Here is a 12,895-nt window from a genome sequence, read left to right on the forward strand (position 1 = left end):
ATAAAGAAAATATAGCCTCCATATTTTAGTTAATAAATAAATTTTAAACATTACTAATACTTATTAAATAAAATAAAAAGTATTAGTAATGTTTAAAATTTAATTATTAAGTTTGGTAAAGACAACTAAACCAGACTATTGCAGCTATGAATAATAGGGAACTATTAAGAGTTGATATTATTAAGCAACTATATTATAAAAATCCACTTTCGCTAACTGAGCTAAGTAAGCTGACTTCTAAAAGTTTACCACTGGTTACGAAAGTAGTGAATGACCTGGTTTCAGAAGGATATGTGCAGGAGCAGGGCCTTGGGCCTTCTACAGGAGGAAGAAGAGCCTCTTTATTTCTTTTGAATATCGAAAAACAGCGCTATGTTATTTCTGTAGCTACAGATCAGTTCACCGCCCGGTTGATTATCTACGATCTGGCTAATACGATCATTCTTCCAGTTAAAAAACTTGAACTCGATATCCTGGACGATGAAGAAGCAGTAGATAAACTCGTTTCATTCATTGCGGAAAATATTGCAGCTTCTGGCATAGACCAAAAAAAATTCCTGGGGATTGGAATTGGTATGCCCGGTTTTATCAGTGCAGAAGAGGGCGTAAACTATACGCATCTAAAAACTAAAGACGGTTCACATTTTGGTAAATATTTAACAGACAGGCTTAAGCTTCAGGTATTTATTGATAATGATTCACGCCTGATTGCTAATGCCGAGTTGTTTTTCGGTGCCGCAGTAGGGATGAAAGATGTAATGGTCGTTAATATTGGCTGGGGAACTGGTTTAGGTATGATTATCAACGGTCAACTATATAGGGGAAACAGCGGATATGCAGGTGAGTTCAGCCATATCCCTTTATCTACAACCAATATGTTATGCTCTTGTGGTAAACGCGGCTGTCTGGAAGTGGAAACCTCTCTGCTCGTGATGACACAGAAAGCTAAACTGGCTATGGAAGCAGGAGAAGCAACCAGTATGACCGAACTCTTTAAAGATGAAAGCAGGAATACAGGAGAGTTATTTTTAGAGGCTGCCCGTAACCACGACCCTTTAGCAGTTTCTATCCTTTCTGAAGCAGCCTTTCATATTGGAAAAGGAGTAGCCACCTTAATTCATATTATGAATCCCGAATGTATCGTCCTGAGTGGCAGGGGGGCAGCAGCGGGTAAAATATTACTACCACCCATACAACAAGCAATCAATGAATTCTGTATTCCAAGAATAGCTGCTCAAACCACAGTTGTACTTTCAGAATTAGCCGCGGATGCAGAATTACTGGCAGGAGCAAGCTTAGTCATTGAGCATTGTGAATTTGACTGATTTAACTTTTAATTCACATTAATAACTAATATAAAATAAAACTAAATCGAATTACTAACCTAAACCACACCAAACATGAGAAAAATTTACTTAAAGTATTTAAGTGTTTTTCTGTTAACCCTGTTGACAGTCAACGCTTTTGCACAAAAAACCCTTACTGGGACAGTAAGGGATGCTTCCGGCCCTGTGCCGGGAGTTAGTGTTTCGCTAAAAGGCACTTCCAAAGTTACCCAGACAGATGGCGCCGGAAGGTTTTCAATCACCGCCGGTTCAAATGATGTTTTGTCTTTTTCTGCGGTAGGTTACGCCAAACAGGAAGTCACTATTGGGAATCAAACCTCACTGAATGTTACCTTGACTGAAAGTGAAAACAGTCTGAATGAAGTTGTTGTAACTACCGCATTAGGGATTAAACGACAAGAAAAATCATTGGGCTATGCAGTAAGTACGGTCACAGCTAAACAATTAACAGAAGCTGGTAATACCAATTTTGCATCCGCTTTATATGGTAAAGCTGCCGGAGTAAAAATTACTACTGCGCCAGGTGGTGCGAGCAGTGCGGTCAACGTACAAATCCGTGGAATTAACTCTATCAGTTATAATCAACAACCTCTATATGTAGTAGATGGGGTAATGATTAGAAATGATGGTCAGAATGGAGCTGCGGGTGCTAACAACAATAACTATTGGGGAGATCAGCGGATCAGAGGAAACGGTATTTTAGATATCAATCCTGCGGATATTGAAAGTCTGACTATCTTAAAAGGAGCGAGTGCTTCTGCTTTATATGGTTCAGACGCTGGAAGTGGTGTGGTCGTAATTACTACTAAAAAAGGAATAAAAGGAAAAGGTCTTGGAATTGATTTTAATTACCAGGGATCAATTGATCAGGTTGCTTTTCTTCCGAATTTCCAGAATGTGTACGGCCCGGGTTATGACAGGGCTACTAACTTAGCGAATGCCGGGCGTGAAGATGGCTGGATTGCAGATCCAAGTTCACCAACAGGATTAAGACCATATTTCAGAGCTTACGCAAACTTTGGCCCTAAAATGGAAGGTCAGCAGGTGAAATGGTGGGATGGTTCAATCCGTTCTTATTCTCCGCAACCTGATAACTACAAAGACGTTTATCAGACAGGTTATACCTCAAACGCAAACGTGGCTATCTCAAACCAAAGCGAAGCGATCAATTACCGTTTCTCCGCATCGCGTCTGGATTATAAAGGTACACAACCAGGAAACACAGGTTCGAAGAACTCTTTCAACTTAAACTCTACGATTAAACTTGCGCCAAAACTTTCTGCCGATGTAATTGTGAGTTATGTAAATACGATTACCAAAAACAGACCTTATCAGTTAGGCCAGGTTTTAGGTTCATTTGGTGGTTTCTTCAGCCGTGCTGAAGATATGAACCTGATGAAAGAAAAATTCCAGACTAGTGATGGCTATAAATATGCACAGTTTAACCAACTGGATCGTCCAGAGCCATTCGTTTATAATATCAGAGCAACTAATTTGCTTGATTTCTACTGGCAGCAATTGAAAAACGAGTACGTTGAAAATGAGAATAGATTATTATCAAGTTTCACTTTAAACTATGATGTTGCTAAAAACCTGAAATTCAGAGGGCGTATTGGTAATGACTATACAGGTGCAAGAACAGAAAACCGTCAGTTTACTGAAGTTCCGATCGCATTAAATGGGAATACAAGTACTGGTGGATACACCACTACGCAAGGACAATATGCAATTTTGTATGGAGATGCTTTACTAACTTACTCCAATAAAATTGGTAAAGACCTGAATCTGTCAGTAAGTGGGGGTTACCAGGGTAGAAATGAAACTTATAAAGACCAGCAATCGAATACGAAAGATGGATTAGTTTCAAGAAACTGGTTTGCAATCAGCAACTCATTCAGTGTTCCTGAAACTTCTGACATCAGAAAACAACAATCGAAATATGCTTACCTTGGAATCTTAAACTTAGGCTACAAAGACTTCTTGTTCTTAGAAGGTACAGCACGTCAGGAATATGCATCTACACTGCCTCCGCAGAATAACAAATACTCTTACTATTCATTAAATGGTGGTTTCGTTTTCAGTGATGTAGTGAAATTACCGGGCTTCTGGAACTATGGTAAATTAAGAGCTTCTTATGGCGTGGTAGGTAATGCGCCACCGTTATATGAATCAAATATTGTTTATACACAAACCTCTCTTCAAACCATTAATGGTTCAGTTCCATCCTTAGTTACTGCTAATGCTTATGGAAATAATACTTTAATGCCAGAAAAGAAACACGAAGCTGAATTTGGTCTGGAAACCCGCTTTTTAGAAGGACGTCTTGGCTTGGATGTAAGTTATTACAATAACCGTGTTAAAAACCAGATCGTGCCACTACAAGTAAGTTCAACTGCTGGTGCAACCAGTCAGATTGTAAATGTGGGTGAAATTGGAAGCAGAGGATTTGAAGTCGCTTTAAATGCAACTCCTGTAAAAGCTGGTAAGTTCCGTTGGGATACACGTTTGAATTTCTCTTCTAATAAATCACGTGTAATTTCATTAATGCAGGGTATGTCTGAGTTGAATTTCTATTCTTCAGATCAGTCAACTGCTAAAATTGTAGCCAAAGCCGGTGAAGAATTGGGTAATATTTATGTACGCCCAAGAGCAACAGATTCCAAAGGCAATTATATCATCAATGATGATGGTTTATATGTAATGGATAACAGTACCTACGTTAAAGCTGGTAACATTATGCCAAAAGTTGTTGGCGGTTTCTCTAATACGATCAGCTATGGTAACTTCTCTCTGGACTTCACTATTGATGGCCGTTTCGGAGGAAAGATGCTTGCACCAAACCTTAAATTTATGCGCGGAGCAGGTATGCTGGAAAACTCTATGGAATTCAGAGATGCTGAACATGGTGGAATTGCTTACACCAGTAATGGTAAAACGTACAACGATGGGGTATTGTTACAAGGTGTAAACCAGACTACAGGCTTACCAAATACCAAAGTTGTTTCTGCTGCTGATTATTATATAAACACTTATAACTGGGGAGAAGGCTCTTTGACAGATGGAGAAATTTTTGATAACAGTTATATCAAAATGAGAGAAGTGGTATTAAGCTACAAGTTGCCAGCTTCGTTTACCAGTAAACTTAAAATCACCAACCTGAGAGTTTCATTGATTGGCCGTAACTTATTCTACATCTGGCGTACGCTGAAAGATTTAGATCCTGAAGCACCATTAGGAAATAAATGGTGGTCACAAGGAGTAGATGTAGGCTCTACAGCTGCATCAAGAAATTATGGTTTTTCTATAAGCGCGAATTTCTAATCGCATTAATTCAGAGATAAGATGAAAAAATTAATTATAAACATAAGCTTTGTTTTAGTTGCAGCGACGTCACTAGTGAGTTGCAAAAAAGCAATTGAAGATAAATTTTATAACCCGGAGAAAGCACGTGATGCAAGTTTGTCCGGACTTTTTACAGCCATGTTAAACAATGACAGGGTAGCTGCGAAATATTGGAATGTACGTACTTTTTTATGTCAGATGCCTGGCGTGTATGCACAAACTTCTTACTTCCCTAATGCAAATTCAGTTTACCAGCAGAGTGATGGCTATTCGCAAAACTATTGGGATGATTTTTATGCTACAGGTGGTAATGGAAGCGGAAGTATGGCACAGTACCGTTCTATGGAGACTAAATTCAAAACGCTTTCAGATACAGAAAAAGCAGCCCAGGCCACAATTATGCAGGCTGCGAAAGTAGTTTTGATAGAGCAGGCTGCAAAGATGGTAGACTTATGGGGGGATATTCCTTATAGCGAAGCCGGTAGTCTGGAAACAAGCAGTACAATTGTGAATGCTAAATTTGATGAGCAAAAAGCATTATATACCAGTTTCATCGCTGATCTGGCAACTGCTGGTGCTTACTTCAAAGCGAATCCGACCAATAAAGATTTTGCTAAAGCAGACATTTTGCTAAAAGGTGATGTCAATCTATGGGCACGTTATGCAAATTCTTTACGCTTAAGATTACTGATGCGTATTTCGAAAGTTGACGAAGGAACAGCCAGAACAGCTGTATTGGATATGTTAAACAACTCGGCTGCTTTTCCATTGATTGATGGTGGAAATAATCCTTCTTACAACCCGGGTGTATCTGATGTTTTACTACAACCTTTAACCAATAGCACCAGTGATTTAAGTGCAGCTTTTATGGAAGGCAGCTGGTATGCTACAGATTACATGTTAAACACGGTGATGTTGCCAGCGAACGACCCGCGTATTCCGGTAATTTATGATAAATACGGCAGAACAGTAAATGGTAAGTTTGTACCAAATGCAGGCTATAAAGCAATGCCGGTTACGATGACCGGATCAGATCAGGAAACTAAATTTGCAGATTATTCAGTACTTGATTCTGCTACCTTTCTTTATAACCAAAAATTACCGGGTATTGTAATCACAGCTTCTGAAGTCAATCTTTTGAAAGCTGAAGCCTATGAAAGATGGGGTAGCTCAGCCAGTGCGCAGACTGCTTATGGAAATGCCTTAAGACAATCCGTTACTTTTTATCACTACCTGAATAGTTTAAATCAGGGTGGTGGATATGTGAATGTTCCAGTTCCTGCCGCTGCTGATATTGATGCCTGGGTAAATACGTCTTCTGCTGCCTATACGGGTACTTCTGCAAATAAACTGGCTAATATTTATACTCAAAAATGGGTTCATTTAGGGGTACTTCAATCTACAGAAGCCTGGTCTGAGTACAGAAGAACAGGTTTTCCTGTCTTAACTTTCCCTTCAGATGGTAAATTATCTGGTTTTGATACTCCTCCAACCAGGTTAATTTATCCAGGTAAAGAAAAGATCCTGAATGCAGCAAATTATCAGGCTGTTCAAGCTAAGGATACGCGTAAAACCAAGATCTTCTGGCAACCGTAACCTATAGCATGTTAAGTTAACATCTTGTCCCGGTTAGTTTTTTTAGCCGGGACATTTTTATATTCCGGAGATAAAATCAGTTCAATAAATCCGATCCTAATGAAGATAAAAATTATAATTGCAGCGATGCTGATTTGTGCTGCCGGCAAATTAGCAGCACAAGAAAACGGAGTTCATCAGCAGTCAACGGTTTATGAATGGCCTGAAGATCCACTGGTTAAAAAGAAACTTGACAAATGGCAGGACCAGAAATTTGGAATGATAATTCACTGGGGATTATATGCCGTACCCGGTATTATAGAATCCTGGTCGCTTTGTTCAGAAGATTGGATAGAACGCGATAGTACAAAGACTTATGACGATTATAAAAAGTGGTACTGGGGGTTGAGTAAAGCTTTTAATCCGGTACATTTCAATCCGGAACAATGGGCAAAAGCTGGTAAAAGTGCAGGCATGAAATATCTTGTTTTTACCACTAAACATCATGATGGTTTTGCGATGTTTGATACCAGAGAATCTGATTTTAGCATCGCTAAAGGCCCTTTTGCAAACAACCCTAAAGCAGATGTTGCTAAATATGTATTTGACTCTTTCAGAAAAGAAGGCTTTATGATCGGTGCTTATTTTTCCAAGCCCGACTGGCACTCTGAATATTACTGGTGGTCTAAATATGCTACTCCCAACCGCAATAACAATTATGACATTCAGAAAAATCCATGGAGATGGAATAAGTTTAAAGGTTTTGCCTATAACCAGCTGGAAGAACTGATGACCCGCTATGGTGGTATTGATATCTTATGGCTTGATGGAGGATGGGTAAGACCGCTGGAAACTGTCAATGAAGAGGTACGCTCCTGGGGCGCTGATATCCCAAAGTGGAGCCAGGATATTGATATGCCTGAAATCGCCCGGATGGCAAGAAAAGCGCAACCCGGTATTTTGATGGTAGACAGAACTGTTCACGGGCCTTATGAGAATTATCAGACCCCTGAACAAAAGATTCCTGACACGCAACTGGATCATCCATGGGAAAGTTGCATGACATTGGGCGGGGCATGGGGATTTGTTCCAAATGATCAATATAAGCCTGCCAGTGAAGTGATTCACAAACTCGTGGAAATTGTAGCTAAAGGCGGAAGTTTGCTTTTAGGGATTGGGCCAGATCCGGATGGTACGTTACCAGCTTCGGTAGTGACTAAATTAAATGAGATTGGTCAATGGACTTCTAAAAATGGTAAAGCCATTTACAATACCCGGATTACTAAAAACTACCACAGTGGCCAAACCTGGTTTACGCAAAGTAAAGATGGTAAATTAAAGTATGCAATCTATTGTAGAAATGTTGAAGAACATCCGGCGAAGACCATTAGCTGGACAGGGAATTTACCAAAAAAAGGGACAGTGATGAAATTAGTTTCTACAGGTCAGCCGCTAAAATGGACAATATCAAATGAGCAAATCACCGTAGAATTACCTGCGGATACAATAGGTTCAGAAGCCGCTTTGTCTTTTGAATTTATACCTGCCACTTAGTGGTTTACAATTTTTACAGGAAGAAAACTTAAATTATAATTAATGAAGTATAAAGTCGTTTTATTGCCGTTCCTGCTTTCCTTTTTAAGTTATGCTGCTGTTGCGAACGATACACTTAAAGTAGTTAAAAATAAAAGCAAGGTAAAGACATCATCTATTTTGCCCCTATATAAAAATCCGGGTATCAGTATTGAAGAAAGAGTGCGTGATTTGCTCTCCAGAATGACCCCAGAAGAGAAATTCTGGCAGCTTTTTATGATTCCCGGAGACCTCGATGGGGTAGATAAAAACCGCTATAAAAACGGGATCTTTGGCTTACAGGTCAGTGCAGTTTCACAGGGAGGGGGGGGCGCAGGACAAATGTTAAACTACAATACAAAAGAAAACGCTTTTACACTGGCCAAAAAGATTAATGCCATACAGCGGTATTTCGTTAAAGAAAGCCGTTTAGGTATTCCTATTATTGCATTTGATGAAGCACTGCATGGCCTTGTCAGACAAGGAGCTACCGCTTTTCCACAAGCTATTGGTCTTGCAGCCAGCTTTGATACCGCTATGATGGGACAAGTAGCCAGCACAATAGCAAAGGAAACTAAAATCAGGGGGATCAGGGATATTTTAACACCGGTAGTGAATATTGCTTCGGATGTACGCTGGGGGCGCACCGAAGAAACTTATGGGGAAGACCCTTTTTTGGCTTCTCAAATGGGGCTGGCTTTTGTAAGCGCATTTGAAAGAGAGAATATCATTACTACGCCTAAACATTTTGTAGCCAACGTTGGCGATGGTGGCCGTGATAGTTATCCGATCCATGCCGATGAACGTTTATTGGAAGAAGTCTATTTCCCTCCGTTTAAAGCTACCCTACAGCAAGGAAAAAGCCGTTCACTGATGACTGCTTATAATAGCTTAAACGGAACTCCTGCTACTTCAAATGCTTATTTGCTGACTCAAAAACTGAAAACAGAATGGGGATTTAAAGGGTTCGTTATTTCTGATGCAGGAGCTGTTGGGGGTGCAAATGTTTTGCATTATACAGCTGCGGATTATACGGAGGCAACCAGGCAAGCGATTATTGCAGGTCTGGATGTGATTTTTCAGACAGAATATGACCATTACAAATTATTTATTCCTCCGTTCCTTGATGGGTCAATTCCTCAAAAACGAATAGATGATGCAGTTTCAAGAGTTTTAAGAGCAAAATTTGAATTGGGACTTTTTGAAAACCCTTATGTTTCCGAAAAGGATGCTGAAAATGCTTTGAATGACCAAAGTCATAAAGCTATTGCTAAACAGGCTGCTTTAAAATCTTTTGTTTTGCTGAAGAATTCAAAATCTGTGTTGCCTCTGCAAAATATTAAGAACATATTGGTGGTTGGAGAAGATGCTGCTGAAGCCCGTTTAGGAGGCTACAGTGGAACTGGTAATGGTAAGGTCAGTATAGTGGACGGTTTGAAAAAAAGAGCTGGTGAACAGGTTAAGATTACTTATAGTAAAGGAAGCACACGCGATCCGGTTTTATACCTGCCTGTCGCTAAACAATTTCTGAAAACAGATACCGCTTCCGGGCTTTTCGCTGAATATTTTGATAACCTTACTTTAAGTGGTAAACCTTTGTTTACGCGGACAGATCAGGGTATCGATTTTATGTGGACACTGTCTGCTCCGGACAAACGTTTAGAAAAAGATCAATATGCGGTCCGGTGGAACGGGGAAATTAAAGCCCCGAAATCGGGAACTTATCAAATTGGACTGGAAGGGAATGATGGTTACCGTTTGTATCTGGACGGAAAACTATTAATTGATCAGTGGGAGAAAATATCTTATCATACCCGTTTAGTTCCATTCACTTTTGAGCAGAACAAGTCCTATCGGGTCCGTGTAGAGTTTAAAGAACCTAAGGGCAATGCGCACATCAGGCTGATCTGGAATTACGGCGTTGCAGATGCGCGCGCTAAAGATTTAGCTGATGCAGTTCAACTCGCTGAACAAGCAGATGTTATTGTGGTAGCTGCTGGAATTAAAGAAGGAGAATTTCAGGATCGCGCATTATTGAGCTTGCCAGGTAACCAGGAGAAACTGATTGAGGCGATGGAGAAATCAGGGAAACCTGTAGTTGTTTTATTAGTGGGTGGCAGTGCCATTACGATGGACAATTGGTATAATGACGCTGCGGCAGTTCTGGCCATCTGGTATCCGGGAGAAGAAGGAGGAAATGCGGTTGCAGAAACTTTGTTCGGGGACTACAATCCCGCAGGACGCTTACCAATTACTTATCCGGTTCATGAATCACAACTGCCATTAATCTACAACCATAAACCAACCGGAAGAGGTGATGATTATAACAACCTGAGTGGTGAACCTCTTTTACCATTTGGCTTTGGCCTGAGTTATACAAAATTTGAATACAGAGACCTGAAATTAAGTAAAAAGGTGATTTCAAATCAAACTGATATCTCCAAAACGGAATCCGTAACAGCAAGTTTTACTTTACAGAATACAGGGACTTTTGACGGAGAGGAAGTTGTACAACTCTATATCCGTGACCTGCTGAGTACGGTAGCCAGACCGGTTTTAGAATTGAAGGGTTTTGAACGCGTCAGGTTAAAAGCAGGTGAGTCAAAGCGGGTTTCATTTGAAATTACTCCTCAAATGTTACAAATGCTGAACGCTGAAATGAAGACTGTTATCGAGCCCGGAGACTTTAGAATAATGATTGGATCTTCGAGCAAAGAACTCCTGTTAAAGGATACTTTAAAGGTTATTAAATGACCGGAGAAAATCGTGTAACATATCAGATTGACTAAGCAGTTAAAGGCCCTTTTTATTCATAAAAAGGGCCTTTTTTCGTATCTTTAAGCTTAATCATTTATGGGAGAAACACAAGTGGGGAAACCCGGATTCAAGGAAGCTTTAAGGTTTTGGTTTAAGTTAGGATGGATTAGTTTTGGTGGAACCGCAGGGCATATCGCCATCATGCACGATTTTCTGGTTGGTCAGAAAAAATGGGTCAGCAATAGCCGTTTCTTTCACGCCCTGAGTATTTGTATGTTGCTGCCCGGGCCCGAAGCACAACAATTGGCTATTTATATTGGCTGGCAATTACATGGAAAAAAAGGAGGATTGGCTGCGGGTATATTATTCGTGCTTCCCTCCATGTTTATTTTGCTGGCTTTAAGTATTGTTTACGTGTCTTACGGAAGCCTCCCGTGGATTTACGCCATGTTTAACGGTTTAAAACCGGCTGTAATTGCAATCATTATTATTGCGCTGTATAAGGTCGGGCAAAAATCCCTTAATGGTGTTTTACACTATTTGGTAGCTGTCCTTGCTTTTATCTGTATTTTCTTTTTCAATGTTTCTATGCTGATGATTATTGCAGGAAGCATTACGCTTGCTCTGCTGATCCAGTATCTTAAGCCCGGTTTATTGCATGAGAAAAGTAAAGCAGCAGGGCAGGAGTTGCAGGAAGAACAGGATTATTATATCAACTCCTGTTCAGCTGAGCCGGACGGTGGTTTTAAAATTAAAACATTCCTCAAACAAATATCCATTTTTCTGCTGTTATGGTGTATACCGATAGCCGTTTTCTACTGCCTGTCAGGAGAATTTATTTTCTGGAAGCAATTGACCCTTTTCTTTACGCAATCTGCTTTTATGACTATAGGAGGCTCTTATACGGTATTGCCATACGTTGCACAATTTGCAGTTGCCAAATTAGGATGGCTTTCTAAAATGCAAATGGTGGACGGTTTTGCACTGGCAGAAACTACACCGGGGCCGCTGATCATTGTAGTCGGCTTTGTCGGTTTTATGGCGGGATTTAATCATTTCCACGGATCGCTGCTGATGGGAAGCCTGGCCCTTGTTACTACTGTTTTTTACACCTTTTTACCCTGTTTTCTATTCATATTTGCTGGCGGGCCTTTAATTGAAAAGTCACACGGAAATGAAACCATTGGCGGTGTCCTGAAACTGGTTACTGCTGCTGTGGTAGGGGTAATTTTGAACCTGACGCTGTTTTTAGGTAAAGATGTGATATTTCCAGGCGGTGTGACCCTCCAGCATCTGGATCCGGTAGCACTGGTCTGGGTAGCCGTTTCGTTGTTTCTTTTGCTCAAACTGAAACTGAATGTAGTTTATCTTATTTTATTAAGTTTGCTATTTGGGCTGATACGTTATTATATTGGCGAAGTTTATATTGGATAACAAATACCCGGGTATCAATTTGATTATGACGCATTGGAAAAAGCTGGAAGTCTACAGACCATTGAGCAAGCTATTTATTTTGAAATCTCGGCAGCGTTTAAAATGACTTATCCGTTAACGCAGGAATTTTTAATACTGGCCGAACATATTGCAGAAGAAATAAGGAAAGATTTACTGCCATTTACTTTATCCATTGTGCTAAAGAGCTGATGAATTCTGTCTGCTGATCTGTATATAAATAGTGGGCGCAATTTTCAAGATATTTCAACTGACCAGCACCCACCAGATTTTGCAGGTTCATGATTTGTGCTGTGGAAAACAGGCCGTCATCTTTACCATATAAAGCATGGATACTAAGCTTGTTGTCATGTAAACGCTTCAAAACTGGCATAATGCTCATACCAGAATAATTCTCGTTTTTCCAGAAACCAAGCACAGGAGCATCCGTTTTATGTGCAGATAGCTGCTTATAAACTATATCTGATTCCAGTTTAGCATATAAACTTTTAGCTAACGCATTCTGATTTTTTGTACTGAAAAATCCATTTCCGGAAGAATGCTTAAAACAAGCTGCCCTGTATTCAAAAGAATTGGGATCCATCTTTTCAATTGCAGAAACACGGCTCAGGTTTATGCTGTCATTTTTAGACCGGTAAATTACCTTTGACCGTTCCAATATAGTTTTATAAGTTTCAGGCTGTGATAACAGGGAACTGACCAGAACTAAAGACCTTACATTTTGCGGATATTTTTCTGTATATAATGTGGCTGCAATTCCACCAAAGCTAAAGCCAATCAGTGTCGCTTTTTTCAAAGAATACTTTTGATAAATGCCATTCAAATCCTCAAAAGTCTGCTGGAAATTGTAT

The 12,895-nt window shown here is 40.0% G+C and carries 6 protein-coding genes and 1 pseudogene; 6 read left to right on the forward strand and 1 reads right to left on the reverse strand.

Annotated features, from left to right (window positions below; translation table 11 throughout):
- The first annotated feature begins 146 nt into the window (after positions 1-146).
- The 6 genes from HDE70_RS06305 to chrA all read left to right on the forward strand — a co-directional run bounded on the left by HDE70_RS06305 (position 147) and on the right by chrA (position 12,026).
- Positions 147-1,325 carry an ROK family protein gene (locus HDE70_RS06305; RefSeq protein WP_183869082.1) on the forward strand — a complete coding sequence of 393 codons (1,179 nt, stop codon included), beginning with the start codon at positions 147-149 and terminating at the stop codon, positions 1,323-1,325.
- Between the two features lie 75 nt (positions 1,326-1,400).
- Positions 1,401-4,667 carry a SusC/RagA family TonB-linked outer membrane protein gene (locus tag HDE70_RS06310; protein ID WP_183869081.1) on the forward strand — a complete coding sequence of 1,089 codons (3,267 nt, stop codon included), beginning with the start codon at positions 1,401-1,403 and terminating at the stop codon, positions 4,665-4,667.
- A gap of 21 nt (positions 4,668-4,688) precedes the next feature.
- A complete protein-coding gene (locus HDE70_RS06315) occupies positions 4,689-6,284 on the forward strand; it encodes a SusD/RagB family nutrient-binding outer membrane lipoprotein (RefSeq protein ID WP_183888796.1) in 1,596 nt (531 codons plus the stop codon).
- Between the two features lie 99 nt (positions 6,285-6,383).
- Positions 6,384-7,817 (forward strand): alpha-L-fucosidase, encoded by a 1,434-nt coding sequence (locus HDE70_RS06320; protein WP_183888798.1) that lies wholly within the window; start codon positions 6,384-6,386, stop codon positions 7,815-7,817.
- 42 nt (positions 7,818-7,859) lie between these two features.
- On the forward strand, positions 7,860-10,589 hold the full coding sequence (locus HDE70_RS06325) for a glycoside hydrolase family 3 N-terminal domain-containing protein (protein ID WP_183888800.1): 2,730 nt from the start codon (positions 7,860-7,862) through the stop codon (positions 10,587-10,589).
- A 99-nt stretch (positions 10,590-10,688) separates the two neighbouring features.
- Complete coding sequence (gene chrA / locus HDE70_RS06330) at positions 10,689-12,026, forward strand: chromate efflux transporter (RefSeq protein ID WP_183888803.1); 1,338 nt, start codon at positions 10,689-10,691, stop codon at positions 12,024-12,026.
- Positions 12,027-12,207: 181 nt separating this feature from the next.
- On the opposite strand, the pseudogene HDE70_RS06335 reads toward chrA, so the two are convergent.
- Positions 12,208-12,882: pseudogene (locus tag HDE70_RS06335) on the reverse strand (alpha/beta fold hydrolase); the annotation flags it as partial.
- Between the last annotated feature and the right edge of the window lie 13 nt (positions 12,883-12,895).

The sequence above is a fragment of the Pedobacter cryoconitis genome (genome assembly GCF_014200595.1).
GTDB classification, from domain to species: domain Bacteria; phylum Bacteroidota; class Bacteroidia; order Sphingobacteriales; family Sphingobacteriaceae; genus Pedobacter; species Pedobacter cryoconitis_C.

What these genes read in the sequence shown, in the direction of transcription:
- HDE70_RS06310 (WP_183869081.1), top strand. Translation starts at nt 1,401, where the DNA reads ATGAGAAAAATTTACTTAAAGTATTTAAGTGTTTTTCTGTTAACCCTG.
- chrA (WP_183888803.1), top strand. Translation starts at nt 10,689, where the DNA reads ATGGGAGAAACACAAGTGGGGAAACCCGGATTCAAGGAAGCTTTAAGG.
- HDE70_RS06305 (WP_183869082.1), top strand. Translation starts at nt 147, where the DNA reads ATGAATAATAGGGAACTATTAAGAGTTGATATTATTAAGCAACTATAT.
- HDE70_RS06325 (WP_183888800.1), top strand. Translation starts at nt 7,860, where the DNA reads ATGAAGTATAAAGTCGTTTTATTGCCGTTCCTGCTTTCCTTTTTAAGT.
- HDE70_RS06315 (WP_183888796.1), top strand. Translation starts at nt 4,689, where the DNA reads ATGAAAAAATTAATTATAAACATAAGCTTTGTTTTAGTTGCAGCGACG.
- HDE70_RS06320 (WP_183888798.1), top strand. Translation starts at nt 6,384, where the DNA reads ATGAAGATAAAAATTATAATTGCAGCGATGCTGATTTGTGCTGCCGGC.